10 protein-coding genes and 1 pseudogene are annotated in these 16,270 nt (G+C 69.0%); 4 read left to right on the forward strand and 7 right to left on the reverse strand.

The annotated features are described in order from the left end of the window. Together AB0M80_RS43560 and AB0M80_RS43565 are read left to right on the forward strand one after the other, a co-directional pair. Positions 1–401: integrase core domain-containing protein (locus AB0M80_RS43560; RefSeq protein ID WP_364576427.1), on the forward strand; the 401-nt coding region annotated here is incomplete at its 5' end. A gap of 167 nt (positions 402–568) precedes the next feature. Further along, positions 569–811: a hypothetical protein gene (locus AB0M80_RS43565; protein WP_364576428.1), complete on the forward strand. Its 243-nt coding sequence runs from the start codon at positions 569–571 to the stop codon at positions 809–811. Between the two features lie 232 nt (positions 812–1,043). Here AB0M80_RS43565 and AB0M80_RS43570 read toward each other — a convergent pair whose 3' ends face one another. Next, positions 1,044–1,205, reverse strand: a complete 162-nt coding sequence (locus AB0M80_RS43570) for a hypothetical protein (RefSeq protein WP_364576429.1) — start codon at positions 1,203–1,205, stop codon at positions 1,044–1,046. A 686-nt stretch (positions 1,206–1,891) separates the two neighbouring features. After that, positions 1,892–2,551 (reverse strand): hypothetical protein, encoded by a 660-nt coding sequence (locus AB0M80_RS43575; RefSeq protein WP_364576430.1) that lies wholly within the window; start codon positions 2,549–2,551, stop codon positions 1,892–1,894. A 257-nt stretch (positions 2,552–2,808) separates the two neighbouring features. Here AB0M80_RS43575 and AB0M80_RS43580 point away from each other — a divergent pair, with 257 nt between their 5' ends. Beyond that, a complete protein-coding gene (locus AB0M80_RS43580) occupies positions 2,809–3,270 on the forward strand; it encodes a hypothetical protein (protein WP_364576431.1) in 462 nt (153 codons plus the stop codon). A gap of 844 nt (positions 3,271–4,114) precedes the next feature. On the opposite strand, the gene AB0M80_RS43585 is transcribed toward AB0M80_RS43580, so the two are convergent. The 5 genes from AB0M80_RS43585 to AB0M80_RS43605 all read right to left on the reverse strand — a co-directional run bounded on the left by AB0M80_RS43585 (position 4,115) and on the right by AB0M80_RS43605 (position 15,787). After that, positions 4,115–7,657, reverse strand: a complete 3,543-nt coding sequence (locus AB0M80_RS43585) for a hypothetical protein (RefSeq protein WP_364576432.1) — start codon at positions 7,655–7,657, stop codon at positions 4,115–4,117. Further along, on the reverse strand, positions 7,654–11,925 hold the full coding sequence (locus tag AB0M80_RS43590; protein ID WP_364576433.1) for a hypothetical protein: 4,272 nt from the start codon (positions 11,923–11,925) through the stop codon (positions 7,654–7,656). The genes AB0M80_RS43585 and AB0M80_RS43590 overlap by 4 nt, the downstream gene beginning before the upstream one ends. A gap of 120 nt (positions 11,926–12,045) precedes the next feature. Further along, a complete protein-coding gene (locus tag AB0M80_RS43595) occupies positions 12,046–12,846 on the reverse strand; it encodes a hypothetical protein (RefSeq protein ID WP_364576434.1) in 801 nt (266 codons plus the stop codon). Positions 12,847–13,325: 479 nt separating this feature from the next. Beyond that, complete coding sequence (locus tag AB0M80_RS43600) at positions 13,326–13,778, reverse strand: hypothetical protein (protein WP_364576435.1); 453 nt, start codon at positions 13,776–13,778, stop codon at positions 13,326–13,328. Positions 13,779–13,840: 62 nt separating this feature from the next. Next, complete coding sequence (locus AB0M80_RS43605) at positions 13,841–15,787, reverse strand: MFS transporter (RefSeq protein ID WP_364576436.1); 1,947 nt, start codon at positions 15,785–15,787, stop codon at positions 13,841–13,843. A gap of 271 nt (positions 15,788–16,058) precedes the next feature. Between AB0M80_RS43605 and AB0M80_RS43610 the strand changes: the two are divergent. Then, a pseudogene (locus AB0M80_RS43610) lies at positions 16,059–16,270 on the forward strand (MEDS domain-containing protein); the annotation flags it as partial.

Genomic DNA, 16,270 nt, shown 5'->3' on the forward strand with positions numbered 1-16,270 from the left:
AAGCCCTGCCCGACGAAACCGCCCGGACCGCGATCGGGTTCGTCCACCGGGCTCGGGCGTTCTTCGCCCGCCACGGCATCACCCACATCCACCGCCTGGTCACCGACAACGGCTCCTGCTACCGCGCAAACGACTTCGCCACCGTCCTACGCGGGGCACGGCATCAGCGGATCACGCCTTACACCCCGCGCCACAACGGCAAAGTGGAGCGCTACAACCGGATCCTGGCCGAAGAGTTCCTCTACGCCCACGTCTGGACCAGCGAAGCTCACCGCACCGCAGCCCTGGCCGTCTGGAACATCCACTACAACTACCATCGACCACACACCGCCGCCGGAGATCAACCACCAGCGTCCCGGCTCCACACCGGCGTCACCAACGTCATGGCCTCATACATCTAGCTGATCATCCTCCGCAACGGCGGATAACCACACGTGTACAGAACTTCGGGCATCGGCTCCCGAACAGCGGCATGGTTACCGATCGCCTTGAAACGGGCCGTTCTCGTTGCCATGGCCCATACCCGTTCAACCCCGGCCGCAATGTGCGAGCCGGTTACCATCGGCTGGTGTCGAATCCGAGCGAAGACAACACATCGCAGCTGGCGCAGGTGCTGCAGGACATCGAGCACGCCGCCGAACAAGCCGCCGGCTGGCTGAGCGAACGAGACCGCCTCGTCGCTGCCGCCAAGGCACTCGGCGGCAGCCATCGCCAGATCGCCTCCCGCGCCGACCTGTCCCACGCCGCGGATACAGCGCTGATCAAGCAGCCGGTCACCTCGAGCGTCACGCAGGGTCGGTCCGGACGTTAGGTCTGCACGACGCTGCCGACCGTGGTGGCCGTCGCGCGCCCCGAGAAACGTCGGCCACCACCCGCCAGGGGGGACCGAGCCCAAGACGGTCTAACCGCGTCGTCATCCCAGACGACAGTGGAAGCATGACTCAGCGTGTCGTGCAACTCAGGCCCGCACCAACTGGTGTGGACGGCCTTCGTTGCCGATCAGGTGAGTGCGGCTGCCACCGCCACGCCGACCTCCCGCTTGGTCAGGTAGAACGCGGCCTCGTCGGTTTCGCGCCGTTGTCCACCGTGTAGCCACTCTCCAGCACGCCGTCCGCGCCGGGGAAGAGGGCCGTCAGGTCGGTGCGGACCGCGACCAGGTCGTCACGATCGGCGACGTTGACCCAGCGGGCGAGGCCGTCGGGCACCGCCGGCGGCTGCGGGCGGGTGCGCTCGTAGACGATCGTGCGGGTGCCGAGGGGCGACCCCGAGAGTGATCAGCAGCGGAAACGGGCGGCTGAGCCGGTGTAGGGCCTTGTATGCGACCACCGAGCCGAGAGAATATCCGATCATGATCACGGTCTCCGGCCCGACCAGATCCGCGACCCTGGCCTGCACACGCCCGCGGAGATCGTCGTCGGTCAGGTACAGGGTCACCTGAGGCAGCGCCCTGACCAGCAGGCGCTCGGCGAACGTGACCCCGCCGGGCGAACGGGCGCAGCCGCACCAGCGCGTCAAGGACCGGCCGGGCCGCCGCACGGACCCCCTGTTCCTCCCCGGCCTGCTCGTGCAACAGCCGCAGCTCGCGACGAGCAGTCTCCTGATCGGCCTCCTGGCTGGCGGAGACGGCCGCGGACCAGCCACTCCTCGGCGAGCCCTCCGCGAACGGCCACTCGGCCTCGCCGAGCACGTCGTCGGCGCCCTGCTGCCCACGTGCGGCGGAGACGTCACCGTAGAAGGCCATCCGGGCCTCGCCCGGGCGGGCGTCGCGCCACAGACGGTCGGCAAGATCCGGGTGGCCCGCGGTCCGGACTCCGCCGGCCAGGGCGGTGGGCATTGCCTTCGCACCCCGACGAGTCGATTCATCTCTCGCAGCCGCCTGCAGCCTCTCCGGTCACTGCACTAGACCCTTAACAGGCTTGTGCACCTTGAAGCACGCCCGGCCGGTCAAGATGCCGGTGATGACGCCACCGAGGAACGGCACCACGGTGTAGTACTCGAAATACACCTTCACGACCGCGCCGGCCATCTGCAGAGGGTGGGAGCCCGCCCGGGCGAGCGCGGTCTCCATCTGCGACAGCGCGGGTCCGTCGATGCCCAGGTTGCCGGACACGTAGGTCACGATGAGCGCCCCGACCACGCAGCCACTCACCGCGCCCACGGACTTGATCTTCTCCTCGAAGGCGGCCCAGGCCATCGCGGCCACGCAGACCGACAACGGCAGGGTCAGGACGAACGCGTTGGCGAAGGTCAGGTAGGGCCCCACGGTCCCGGACCCCTTCGCCGCCGCGGACGCGGCCGACACAACCGCCGAAAGACTGCCGTTGCCGAAGACGAACGCGACCATCGCCAGCCCCAACGACCCCGCGGCCACAGTAGACCCGGCCGTCTTCACGATGTGACTGTCGCGCGCCCCGGGCGGCACGAGCTCGCGGATCGGCATGTCCTCGATCTCGGTGGAGTCCGGGGCTTCGCGGCCCAGCAGATCGTCCACTCCGGACGCCACCGCCTCGGCCAGTTCCTCGTTGTCGACCTTCTTGCGCTTCGGTTCCATCGGAGCTCCAGCCGTCCGCAATCACGCTCCCCTGGCATTTGCGTAGGTCGCCGGACGGACACCAACCGTTACCACGCCCACTTAACCCGTTCAGGTGAGAACGCTCCGCTCATCGGCCTATGTCCGAGCGTGACCCGCTACGCAGCCTGACGGGAACGCCAGCACTACCGCTGACGCCCGAGGGACGCGCCGCGCCGATGACCAGGGCGTGCCAGTCGCGGCAGATCAGAACGGCTAGGAGGCGCCCGGCTCGGGCGATGCGAACAGGGCTGCTGAGCTGGATCGTCGGGTTCGCCGGCCAGCCGCAGGCACTTGCGGCAGCTGACCTGCTGGTGGGTCTGGGTGATCTCGCCACCGGCGCCGAGCCCGGACCAGCCTTGATGGCAGGCAGGCGCGGGCAGCGTGAGACTGTTGATCCAGGGCACCCAGGCGACCTGGTGAGCGATGTCGGAGCGGCCGATGTGCAGCCGCATCCCGGTGAAGAGCCGATGTTGCGCCGCAGCGAACTGCACCGGGTCGACCCGGGTAACCGGCCGCCGGGAATGCTGTTCCGAGCAGCCGCCATCGCGGTGGTCGCGAACCTGGAGCGACCACCACGACCTGGGTGTCAATATGCCAGAAGCCGGGCCGTCGTTCTTCGCCGTCGTGCCGACCTGCGGGATCAGGTCATCCGGCCCTGGGGCGCGGCGGACAGTGCGGGTGAGGCAACTCAACTTTGATCTTACGAGAAGTAAAGAGCCTTACCTCGCGACTCGCCCAACCAGAGGTGCGCAGCTCCTCTGAGTCGATCGGTGTGAAAGCTGCCGCCCTCCCAGGAAGCCCAAACTTCGACCCGCTCGAGATTCCAGTCGCCGCCAGGCCCCGGCTCGAAGCGTAAGTATCGAGGACACTTGCCGATGTCAATGTGGTCAATCTGCCATGGGGTGCGTGGATCATTCTGCTCTGGACGAAGTACCGTTGAATCTTCCCCGAAGACGTACGTGCGGTCGTCGCCCCGCTCAAAATCGTTGTAGCCTTCAGCGTGCGAGTCGACGTTGAACTCACGGCCGCCAAGTCCGAGGAAGACGTCCCCGCTGGACGAAGCATCCGCCCTGTTGCCGGTGACGAGGCGAAGGCGAATCTGGGTAATAGCTGACATTATATGCCCTCTTATCTGGTTGCACCAGGCAACCTGATGATGAGTGATCCTATTCATCCATGCCTTATTCAAGGTCGCTATCCGCGAGGGTTTTGCACCAACATCCGCGCTACGTCACCCGAATGGCGGACCCCCGCGGGGAATCCGCCATTGGCGGCAGCATGAACGCCGGCTGCCCTCGAGTACCTCGGTCGCGACAGCGACGACGGGCTCGGCCGCGCCGTCGTCGGCGCCGGTCATGCCTGTCCCGCCGAGGCCGGAACTTCCGAGACTGCGGTGGCGGGCTCATCGTCGGCCAGGCCCAGTAGCGCGAGGCGACCGATCGGTTCTTCCCGGCGTTCTTGCCGGTGCGGGCTGTTGTGGATGCGCAGGAGAGGGATCAGCAGCTCCCCCGGCGGAACTGATCTGCCAGTCACCGGCCGAGGTCAGAGGTTTGATAGGTCGATCACGTCGACAAACACCGTCCGGTCAGCCAACTCGTCGGGTGCGTCGACGCCGAGTGCCGACGCGTCACTGCGCATCTCCTCGACTTCGCGGACCACTAGCCGCAGCTGACCCCCGTCGGTGGGCAGCACCAGCGTGGGGAGCGCCTCATCGACCGTCCCGCTGACCGTGCCACCGGCCACCCGCGTCCAGGCAGGGAAGTCAGGCGCACTCAGGGTCAGCGAGGTCAGGTCCCCTTCGCCCACCGGACCCGCCTGCCGCTCGATCGAGGCGAACACCCGGTTCGCCTGGCTGTCCCCGAGCCGACCCAACCCGGACAGTTTCACGTCGACCCCGCCGGCGCCGCGTGCGACCACGAGGTGCCGGTCGGGGAGCACGGGTGAGAGCTCGGCGGTGACCGCGGTCGACATCCGCAGATCCAGGCCCGGGCCAACGAGGCTCTCAGCCTGGAACCTCGCCACCGCGAGCCGGACGAACGGAGAGTACGACGCGGCGGCGACCCCTGGCAGCTCCACGTCGGCGTACCAGTGGCCCTCGTGGAAGAAGACGGGGTAGACGAGGGCGCGCACGGTCGGACCACCCTCGACGAGGGGTAGGTCGACGGCGTTCTGGAAGCCGTTGAGCTTTTCCGCGGTGGCGAGCGCTGGGAGGGATTCGGTGGCGTGGATCGGGTCGCGGTTGCACCAGGTGACCTGTTCGCGGAATCGCTCGGGAAGGCCATCCTCCGGGCCGGGCCAGACGAGCACCGCGAGGCCCTCGCCCTCGCCCGTGGTGAACCACGGCCGCGCGAGCTCGACGCGGAGCCGGCCGCCGAGCCGGTGCCGGGTGACGGTGCCTGCGGCGCGTTCCTCCTGCCAGGAGAAGGCCGGGACCACCGAGACAACCACTGGTGCGACGGGACGGGCGGAGCTCTTCACCGACGTTACGTCCAGTGCTCCGGCGAGCCGGAACAGGTTCGGGTCGGTGTCCACGAAGCAGTCGCGGAAGCGGCTGACCGCTGTCAGCCCGACGGTGACCATGCGGTGCTTGGTGTCGCCGAAGTCGTGGCTCAGCTCAGGCAGCTTCTCGGTGCCGCGCGGGACGTTGACCTGCGCGACCACGGCGGTGGCCGGCGTTGGCTCTGCCGCGTCGCCCCACTCCTGCCAAGACACGCTCACGTCCACCGAGCCCGTGCTCGCGACGTGGATGCCCCACACCGGCTCGACGTCGGTCGGAGCTATCCGTGCCACGGTCTGCCCCGCGTCCCGCTCGACCAGGGCCCTTCCGTGGGCGCGGTCGAGCGGGCAACGTACGGCATGCGTCAGCAGCAGCCAGCGCGGCGGGCTCAGCAGCGGGTGTCGGCCACGGACCATGGCGTTCTGGGCTTGGTTGGCGTCGACGTCGAGGTCTTCCTCGTCGTCGTCCTCGTCCGGAAGCGGTTCGGACAGGAAGCGGTTGAGAGCGAAGCGACCGATCCAGTCGCCGAGCACCGTGGAGGAGACCTCCACCTCCACCTGGCAGCCGGGCGGGAGCATGACCTGGACCCGAGGAGAAGCCTCGCCGTCGGGTGAGTCCTGGTTGTCCTCGGTTCGCCAGGCCACGCGCGGTTCCGACCGCGGCGGACCCGGAGCCAGCTCGAGGTCCTTGGCGATCCTGCGAGGCCAGGTGCCCTCCCAGGGCCGGTCGTCGGACTTCTCGTCGTCGAGCAGCCTCGGCTGGGTCAAGACCGCGACCGCCATCCCGAGCGCCGCCGGGTCGGTCAGCTGGGCTGTCTCGACGCCGGCCGGGCTTACCTCTCCGGCTTGACCGCCCATGAAGGCCATGGACGCCAGCTCGGCGCCGGCGTCGTCGGACAGCCGCAGGACGCCGTGCTGCTCCGCGAGCGCGAACGTCGTCAATGGCGCCTCGAACCGCCGACGGTGGTTGTCGGGATAGGTCGGGTCGGAGTCGAACGGCGCCGTCGAGAAGTCCTCGCCGTCGGGTTCGGAGCGGATGACGAGCCGCTCGTTCGACCCGCCCGGTCCGACCACGGAGGAGTCGATGCGGAACCCACCTGTGGCCGAGTCGTCGAGCACCATCAGCCCGTCCGGCGGAACGAGCCGGGGCGGTGGGAGTGGCTCGTAGCGCACGTAGGTCTCCAGCTTCGCTGCCCCGCCCGCAGGGCGGTCCCGCACCTGCAGCCCCCCACCTGCGAGGTCGGCCACCCGGGCGCGCAACTGGTAGGCCCGCCCGAACTCCAGCTCCAACAGGGAGGCGGGCACCGGCTCATAACCGACCTCGAAGTCGTACGGCATCTCCAGGTCCGACCGCCTGCGGACGTTGCTTCCGCCGTCGAGTCGCGGCCTCGGCACCGACAGGCTCCAGCCGGCCCAACAGGCCACCACCTCGTTGGTACGCAGCCCTTTGTCGTCCAACACGGCCGCGTTGGGCTTGAGGTGCCCTTCCTCGTCCTCGACGTCGATCTTCGGCAGGTCGCCGACCCGGTACGTCGCGTTCCGACGGTGCAGCGAGAACCAGGTGTCGCTGTTTTGGAGCCGGACATCGACCCGGTAGCCCAGCACCAGGTCCTCTGCGGTGAGCACCTTGTCGGCATGTCCGCCCGTGGATGCGGCGAGGCCTTGGGCGCTCTTCTCGTCCAGGCGGTCCTTCCGGCCAACGCGGGTCAGCATCAGGCCCGCAGAGCGCAGCGGCGGCAAGGTGGGCCGGACCCCAGCCTCGGGCGGACCCTGAGGCCGGTCGCCGCCCCGGGTGCGCGCCGCTCCCCGGAGACGGCCCACTCCGCCGTCGACGTCGAAGGTGATGATCCGCCAGCGGTCCTCGTCGGACAGGTCGACGAGCCCTCGTTCGAGGTCTCCGTCCGCGGCCGGGACGAAGAGCCCGTCGGCGAATTCGTAGCGGGTCCAGCGCTGGCTTACCGGCACTGGCGAGGCGTCCCATGTCACGGAGATCTCCCGGTTGCCCGACGCTTCCGGCAGGCCGTCGAGTTCGACGTCGACGATGAGTCCCAGCAGCCTCAGCATGTGCGGGTGCTCACGGAGCATCGCCACGGCTCGGTGGAAGTCGGGCACGGGATCACGGCTCTCGGCCGTGTCGAGTTCGGCCTGGCGCTCGTCCGGGCCTTCGCCCTCCCACCGCCGGAGCTCCCGCCCGACTGTCTTCGGCGCGGCCACGGTGACTGCCGCCCGCTGGTAGGTGGCGTGGACTTTCGTCGCCTCTAGGCTGGTCTCGGTCACCACCGGCTTGTGGTATCCGCGCGGTGGGGAGAACGGCCGGACGCCGATCGTGCCGAAGAACCGCTGCCACACGTCCGAGCGTGCCTCCGATCGCAGCGTCGCTGTGGGTTCGGCAGCGTCGGGCGTCGTGCTGCCGGTCGTCCTGGTCTGCACGCGCAACGTCACCCCTGGGGTGTTGACGGCTGCGGGCCAGTCCGCCATTCCGGCGTTCGAGAGGTCCTCGGTCAGCCGCGGGGTCATCACGACGCTGAGCACCGGCTTGTCGCCACGGGTCGGGCCCGCAGGGACAGGGATCCACATCAGCTCGCTCATGCCTGCGCTCCGTCCATTGCCTCGGCGTCGAAGGCGTCGCGGTAGGCACGCCAGGCGCCCGGGTCGACGACCGGGCCGGTGGCCCTTCCTACGCCGAGGAATGGGTCGCGGGTGGTGGTGCGGCCGGGCGCGAAGGCCGGGCCGAGCTCGGGCCCGCCGCCGGGTGGGGGTGCGGGGAGCGGCTGGCTGGCGGGGCTGTCGCCGGCGAGCACCCAGGGACCGCTGTCGAGCTCCACGCTGTCACTGAACAGGAGCAGGTCGATCTCGAGCACCAACGTGGCCCGGCCGACCATGGAGTTGGGGTGGTCCTCGGTGTCTTCGTAGGTGAGCGTCACCACGAGCTCGATCGAGACGGACACGAGGCCGAGCACCTCGACCATGCCGCCGAGCCGCAGGTAGCCCGCGAAGGACAGACCGTTGTCCTCGACGACCCGGATCCCGCCCATCGCGTGTACCTCGCCGATCGCGACGAAGAAGTCGACCTCCAGGCTGGCGCCGAACTCCAGGGCGATCTCGAGGCGCCGGAGTCCGTCGCTGTCGAGCAGGATGTCGACGTACCCGCCGCCGCCGAGGGCGAGGATGCTGACGTTGAACGGGTCCTCGCGGCTGGCGAAGGCCAGCCCGATGGTCACCGGTCGCTTGTCGAACGGCACGTCGATGACGCCGTGGAACGAAAGGCCCGTGAGCTGGAAGCCACCCGTCGTGACGTCCGGCACGGGCAGGTCGAACGTCGCCGTCACCCCGGCGTCGGACGCCTCGATGCCCGGTGCCCCGCCGGAGAAGTCGACGGCGTTTTGGAGCTTCTCGAGGAGCTTGAGGAAACCGAAGAACGTGGTGGTCACGTCCTCCACCGAGATCGACGGGACGCCGCCGCCCTCTTGGAGGAACTTGACTGTGCCCAGACTGACCTCCAGCAGCTTGGGCGGGTCGTTGCGGTCGGGGAACGCGAGGATCACGTCGGTGACCGTGCACTCCACCCTCTGATGATCCGGAGCCAGTGTCACCTCCAGGGCCAGGGCGGAGGTGGCTTTGGTGACGAATGCACCCTTGGTGGTCTTCAGCGGTACCTTCGGCCAGCTCATTGTCACCTCGGGAGGCCGTCCCGGCGTCGGGTCGGAGAGGATCTTCGGCGCGCCCTCGATCTCGGCTGAGTCGATCAGGTCCGCAAGACTGAACCCCAGCAGCGACGCCTCGGAGTCCAGGAACTTGAGTGGGTCAGGGTGCCCGCTGATGACCTGTTCCACGAACGATGCCGCCTGCACCGGACCGTCGGATCGGGACACCCCGTCGATCACCAGGTCCGGAGCCGCCAGACCTCCACTGCGTGCGCAGTTGCGCGAGAACGACATCTTCAAGGCGTCAGTGCCCGCGGGTGCGAGGAACAGCAGGCCCGGGTCCGCACTGCCACCCAGCAGCTCCGGGCTCAACGCCACCTTCAACGTCGGCGCCCCACCCGGCCCCTGGTGACCCACCAGCGCGCTCAACTCGCTCATCGCCATCTCGAAGGCCCAGCGGTCCGCCGGCGGTACCGCTTCTCCCGGCAGCGGCGCCGACCCCAGCCGGGGCACGAAGCCGCCGTCACGCTGCTCCCCGACGATGTGCAGGCGCCGTACCTCCGGCTGGTCGGCGGGCCTCGGTTCGGCCGCGCCGACCATGTCGAGGCGGAGTGGGTTGATCGGAGTGTCGCCGTCACCCATGCGGACCCAGGCGTCGGCGACCTCGGCGAGCTTCTCGGTGTCCTCGAAGGACCGGTACGCCGGATGCATGAGGCCCGCGGGCATGCGGACATCCGCGAAGAACACGACCGGCAGGTCGACCTGGACATCCCCCGACGGACCGTGCAGCAGGGCAGGAAACGTGATCGGCGTGGTCTCGCCCCCGGGCACGAAGTAAATGCCGACCGGCGCGGTGCCGCCGAACTCCAGGGCAGCCAGCGTGTCATCTACCTTCATGATCGCCACCCCGGTGTCGACGTACTTGCGGGCGACCTCCGCCGTCGCCGGATCGGTCAAGCCATCGAAGAAGGCGAGGTCCTCGACGACCGGTTCGCCCGGAGTGAAGCCGTCGACGCCGTGGAGGTCGGGCAGCATGCCGTCGGCCACTGCGACGAGGAACGCCCGCTGCTCACGCAGCCCCTCCGCGGCCGGGGGCGGGAAGTCCCTGCTCACGAACCCCGGGTCGCCACCGAGCTCGAGCAGCGTCCGCTGGAGACGCACCTGGGTGAAGGGGAAGGCCCGCGACGGCGCCAGGTCGTGGACCGGCTCGGTGACGATCAGCACCGACCGCTTCCGCAAATGGGCGACCGACCCTGCCGCGGTGGTATCGAGGCGGCGTTCGCTGGTCTCGACATAGACGGCGGGGTTGCCCCACGGGTACAGCACGCCCTTCATCGCGGTGCGGACATAGTGGTCGCGGCCGAGCGAGGCCACGTGGTCCCACTCGAAGGTCGGCCAGACGCCCTTGGCCGTCAGGGAGCCGCCGAGGCTGCTCAGGCGCAGCCGGTCGATGCGCGCCGTCGGCTCCTCGGCCAGGATGCGGGCCCGCGATGCTCCGGAGAGGCTGGTGTCGAACGGGTCCCTGACGTCGACGCCGAGCGGTCGCAGGGTCAGCCCGGCGGGTGCGGTGGGCTCGCTGCCCTCGGCTGCGATCCGGGAGTTCCACAGGCCGACGGTCCCGCCCGGCCCGGAGACGACCTCGCTCGCGTGGTCCAGCCCGATCGCTCCGCCGTCCGGCCGGAACGGGGTCATCAGCAGTCGGCACGGGAGCTCCAACTGGGTGCCTGCCTCAGTCAGGTTCGCTGCCGGGACCAGGCGCCCGGTGCGCAGTGCGTCGAGGACTCCTTCCACGGTCAGCGCGACGCGGGTCTCCTCGTCGAGGGTGACCACGACCCGGCTGGGACCGCTCGGACTGGACTGCCACACTGGTACGCCGCCGGTGCTCGACCCCAGTGACGGCTGACCGTCGCCGTCGGCGGGAACCACCTCCTCGGCGTAGTGCTGGGGCGACAGGGTGACGGCCAGCTCGGCGCCGGCCTGGGCAACCAGCTCCCCAGGAGATCCCGCGACCACGTCGAAGGCGTCGTTCCAGCGCACGCCCATCAGCACCAGATCCTCGGGTCGTCGGGCCAGCATCTCGACCTCCACGACCGCGGGAGTAAAGGGGCCGGGCGGCGCCACCACCGGGTCCTCCGGGATCAGCCGGATCTCGGCGGTCAGCTCCCAGCCGGCGAACCCGTCGATGGAGTGCTCGGCGGTCAGCGTGAACCACCTGTTCGTGAAGGACCCGTCGGACTCCCTCGTAAGCGCGTTCATCAGACCCTGCTCCTCGACTCGGCCGTCCGGCAGCTGCACGCTCGAGTCGTGCGCCGTCAACGCCCACGGGAACGGGCTGCCCTCGAAGCCCTGCTCACGCCAGTCGCCCGGCGGCGAGGGGTCGAGGTTCCAGGCGGCGGTGTTCTGCCCGGTGTTCGGGCCGGCCCCGCGAGCCAGCAGGGTCAGCTGCTTGGGTCGCACGCTGACCAGCGTCAGCTCGGTCGGAACCTGGAGAGCCGTGTCACGAAGCCGGATCTCGTCGGCGAACCAGGTGCGGCCATCGAAACCCCAGTGGATCGGGACGCCGTCGGAGCGGAGCGCGAAGACGTCCGCCCGCTTGTCGGTGGACCACAGCGCGGTCGGTCGGCCGGTGAGGTTCTCTCCGGCTGCGCCGCGGGTGCGGCGCTCGCAGTGCCACCCCTTGGCGTCGTTGAACCAGTGCCGCAGGCCGTGGTTCTGGTTGTCGATGGTGAACACGTCGAAGGTGCCCGCCGCGCGGCTGACCGCGCACGGCTGCGTGAAGATGTCGGCGACGTCCTCGGTCAGCACCTCCGGGCCCTGCCAACCCTCATCGGCGGAGAGCAGGAACCAGTGCCGCATCGGCCCGTCCAGGCTCGGCGCGAAAACGTCGAGCCGTCCCTGGGTGGCGATCACCTCGGGCTGCGTCGCGCACAGCCCTGGCAGGACCACCACCCGCGGCGTTCCGAGCAGCTGCGGCTCAGTGTGGGAGTCCCATACCCAGTCGACCAGCTGGTTACCCGAGCGTCCGATCAGGTGGTTGCCGACGGCGACCGGATCGGTATCGAAGGAGCCTCCGAGGTCCTCCGGCCCGACCGAGCCGTCCTCGCTCGCCCAGTAGTGCTCGACGTTTCCGTCGTCGCTGCGCACGAACGCCTCGAACCGCACCTCGTCCCGCCAGGAGAGGGCCAGGCGATGACGGAGAGTCGACTTGTCCATGGCGCGGCTCCCAGGGGCTCGATGATGGTCAGCGGCCACCCGTGGGCGGCGTTCTTGGTGACCCGCGTAGTCGGATGGCTTCGGTCGCGAGCAGGGGACCTGAATGTGTTCCGGCCGGAATCAGGCGACGAGCTGTCTCAGTTGGGTGGACGTATCACTCAGTTCCTGTAGGAATTCCTCGGTAAGGAGAATGTCCGGCCGTGCCGGCGCCTCGCCCGCGTCCAGAATGGGATGCTGTCCATCGGGTGACAGCGTCTCCGACGAAAGTCCTTCGACGGACGTGAGGAATTCCTGCATCGGTTCCGAAGGGCTGTCAGGGGGGTCGCCCCAGGCGTCGACAAATGCTTGGTGCGCCTGATCCACAGTTACCGAGTTCCAGTCGATGGCGGCCTCGGTCAAGGTGCTGTCCCAGGCGGCGTTGACCTGCGGTGCGAACTGTTGAAAAAAGTCGAGTTGGTCTGCTGCGGAAATCGCATTGGTTTGCGCGGCAGCGGCTTGCGTGGAGGCCGCATCAGCATCTTCCGCAGCTATCGCGCCGTCATACCGTTCCAGCGAGCGCACGAGGGCCGCGAGAGCATCTGTCAGCACCAGACCACGGCCGGCGAACCTGTGCAGAGAAGCGAACGGCTCCTCGTCTGTCACCAAGTCTTCCCTGAAGGTCGCACCACTTTCCGACACTTCGCCAAAGTCATCCCGTGGCGGATCGAGCGCGTAAGCGCCGAACATGGCCGAGACATACCAGCAAACACCTGAGGTGATACCCAAACGGATCGCCATAGCCTTCGATACCGCCGGTTCTGGAAATGCCAACGCCACCGCCGTGCCAATAGCGGTAGCAGCAGCAGCGACATTGAAAACGGCGGAAACACGGTTCGCGTTATCCTTTGATAACAGCCTGTTCTCCGCAACGACATCCGGCATGACGCATCACTCACTTTCAGATCTGTATGCCACAACTCTGGCAACCGTTGGGCCTCAACGGAAACATTTGTACTGATGAGGCAGAAAACTGGCTGTTGCCTGTGTCACCTTGTGTTCACTTCAACGCCGCTCGGGGTTGACACGGCGACCGGACGGGCAAGTCCGCGGCGGCGACCGGCTGCGGGTCGGCGAGGCTACACGATGAGGCGTACCGCCTCGCAGGACATGGCGCCCTCCGGCGGCACCCGCTGCGACCGGGTCGGCGCGCCCTTGCTGCTCGGGTAAAGACGTTTCGCACGCCACAACCTCGGGCTTGCGTGCGACTGACCTTCCCATAACTGAACCTCGGCTGGGTCATCCAATATCACAAGCGACACGCCTGCCACCGAGGTCTGGGGCAACAGAGACAATTTACTTCCTGGCGGCGTTCGATGTACAGCACGGTCCCCCGAACGGCCGGACCGCTGGCCGCACGAGGCCTACCGGTGGACCGGCCCCACCAACGGAAAACCGTCCCCCGGCGGCCCCGGAACCGGCTGGGCCGGACCGGCCAGTTCCACCAGCAACAAAGCGAGCACCAGATCGGCGAACACCAGCGCCTCACGCAGCTTCGCCGTCGCCGGTGCACCCGGTTCCGTGTGGTAGACCGCCAACACCCCGGCCCGGACCACCCCCACCGCCAGCGGGAACACGATGACTTCGATCTCGATGAGCCGGTCGCCGAAGTCGCCGTTCGAGTACCGCAGGTCATCGATACCCACCCCGCTGGACCTGACCAGGCAGACCGCCGCCGCTCCCAGCTTTTCCGCGACGACGTCGCACACGAACTCCAGGGAGATCCGCAGGCCGCGTTCTTCCGCCAGCGCCCCGAGCGACGCCCACAGCGTCGCCAGCAGGGAGTCCTCGCCCCACTCGTCGCGTATCGCCGCCACGTTCTCGATGCTTCCCACGCTCGGGTTGCCACGGTTTCCCCGTTGGGGCCCAACGTGGGTGATCAGTCTGTTCGGCGGCCGGCGGGTGGGAGCCATCCGCCGATCACGTCGAGGGCCACATCGCCCAGTGGCTTGTCATGGCCGCGCAGCAAGGCGAATGCGGTGTTCATGTCCACGGCGAGCCGTTCGGCGAGGATGCCCGTGGCCTGGTCGACGGTGACCTTGCGGTTGAGGATGGCCTGCTGCTGCAGCAGCGGCAGGTACTCCAGGCGGATGGTGGATTCCTGCAGCAGACCGACAGCGGCCAGGTCGGCGAACGCCTGGCCGGCGCGCAGCGCGGCCTGCGGGATGTTCCCGGTGCGGGTGCTGAACAAGACGAGCGTCCCGACGGTCTCGGCCCGCAGGCGGATCGGCAATACGTGTGCCGATCTGTAGCCTGCCGCCAGTGCGAGTGCCGCGAACCGGGTCCAGCCAGGTTCCGCGGCCGCCAGGTCGGGACAGGTGACCGGGGTGCCGGTGCGGAGGCAGTCACGGCCCGGGCCGGCGTCGTTCTGGACCTCCAGCAGCTGCGCCGGCCCGGGCTGACCATCGGAGCAGGCCAGGGTCTGCAGCCGGCCATGGTGCCCGACCAGCATGACGCCGGCCGCGTCGACCTGGGGCAGGTCCGCGCTCCCGGTCGCCAGCCGTTGCAGGAACTCGAGGACGTCGAATTCGTCGACCAGGGTGTGGGTGGCCGTGGTCAACGTCCGAACTGCCGAATGCGCCAAGGCCCCATCCGCCGCGCCGGATGCAGTGTCGTGGCCTGGTACGGGCACGGCGTCGATCCACCGGTGATGCCGTCGGACGTGGGCCGCGACGGCGAACAGCCCGGCGGCCAGCAGCGTCATGCCGATCCCGAAGGAACCGTTCACGGCGTGGACACCGGCCAGCAGCAACGGCGGCACCAGCCCACCCACCGCGCCGGCCGTGCCGACCACACCGGCGACCGCACCGACCTGCTCGGGCCGGGCAAGGATCCCGATCAGGGCGAGCAGCACACCACTGGCCACACCCAGGCTGACGGCGATCCCCGCGAGCAGCAGGACCGTCCACGGTGTCAGCGGCGGTGCAAACGCCTGGGCCACCACGCAGACACCGGCGACCGTGAAGCAGGCGGCCAGCATCCGGGCGCCGGCGTGCTCGTCGGCCAGCCAGCCACCAAAGGGGCGCAGCACGGCCGCCCCGGCGACGAACGCCGCGGTGAGCAGAACCGCCTGGTTCCCGGTCAGGCCGTATTCGATGCGCAGGTAGGGCGGCAGATAGGTCGCGGTCGCGATCAGCACGCCGAAGGCCACCGCGTACAGCGCGGCCAGCTGCGGCACCGCGGGGACGCGCACCGCCGCGGCCGCGATCTGCCGCGCAGACCGGGTCCTGCCCGTTCCTGGCTCGTCCCGCACGACCAGCGCCGCCAGCAGCGCGAACGCCGCGAGTGCGGCTGCCGCAGACACCAGTACCAGGCGAGCGGAGGCGTGTGGCCAGAGCAGATCGACCGTGGCGGCCCCGGCCATCCCGAAGCCGAACACACCCAGCGCCCGGCCGCGTCGAGCCGGCGGGTAAGCCCGCGCGATGACCGCGACCCCGGCCGCGAACATCGAACCCGCGGCCCCGCCTGCGCAAACGATCGCGATCAGGGCGACCGTCACCGAACCCACGATTCCGGCCACCAGCAACGGCACCGCCACGGCCAAGCTGATCACGGGCAACACCAGCCGTGCCCCGAAACGGTCGGTGAGTACCCCGGCCGGGAATCGTGCCAGCGCTCCCGTTATGAGCGGTACCGCCACCAGCAACCCGAGCCCGCTGATCCCGAGCCCCGTCAGCTCCGGCTCCAGGGAGGGCAGCAGCGCCCACACCCGGAACGTGGCCGCGAATCCCACGGTGACCACGACCGTCGTCAACACCGGTGACGACAGCCCGGATGGCGGCATGCGCAGGCGGCCACGGACCGGTGGCAGCGACATGACCGACATGTATTCACCCCGTCTCGGTGCGACCACGCATCCGGACAGCCGACTCGATGACTGTGCGGCACAATCGTAGAGAGCCAGCCACTGACTGTCACGAAGTACCGGTGCCGGATCGGTACGCGGCGACCTGGCCCCCGCCGACGAAGCCCGAACTTGGTCGGAATGCGCTCGACGTCGCCCTCGGCGGTTCGTAGTGAGATGACCACGGCGGTTGACCCCGGCGCACGTTTCACCACGGCCGCGTGGCCTGCGGCAAGCTTGCCCGTCGTCAGCAGCGGGCACCGTCCCGTTCATCCGGTCCGGACTCGCCGCCGGGGAACCGGTCGCCGTGGCCGTCCCGGGGCCCAACCTCGCACTGCTGCGCGCCGAACTCGGTGCCGACGCCGAGCAAGTCCGGCTCATGGACATGAACACCGCCGGCCGCAACCCCGGCCGGATCATCCCCGGTGTGCTGCGCGCCTTCGCCGACACCCATGCCGACCAGCC

Source organism: Amycolatopsis sp. NPDC051045, from assembly GCF_040682955.1.
Classification (GTDB): Bacteria; Actinomycetota; Actinomycetes; order Mycobacteriales; family Pseudonocardiaceae; genus Amycolatopsis.

Bases quoted from the DNA above. Each gene is read 5' to 3' on its own strand.
- AB0M80_RS43595 (WP_364576434.1), bottom strand. From the start codon at position 12,846: ATGCCGGATGTCGTTGCGGAGAACAGGCTGTTATCAAAGGATAACGCG.
- AB0M80_RS43585 (WP_364576432.1), bottom strand. From the start codon at position 7,657: ATGAGCGAGCTGATGTGGATCCCTGTCCCTGCGGGCCCGACCCGTGGC.
- AB0M80_RS43605 (WP_364576436.1), bottom strand. From the start codon at position 15,787: ATGTCGGTCATGTCGCTGCCACCGGTCCGTGGCCGCCTGCGCATGCCG.
- AB0M80_RS43590 (WP_364576433.1), bottom strand. From the start codon at position 11,925: ATGGACAAGTCGACTCTCCGTCATCGCCTGGCCCTCTCCTGGCGGGAC.
- AB0M80_RS43575 (WP_364576430.1), bottom strand. From the start codon at position 2,551: ATGGAACCGAAGCGCAAGAAGGTCGACAACGAGGAACTGGCCGAGGCG.
- AB0M80_RS43580 (WP_364576431.1), top strand. From the start codon at position 2,809: ATGCGAACAGGGCTGCTGAGCTGGATCGTCGGGTTCGCCGGCCAGCCG.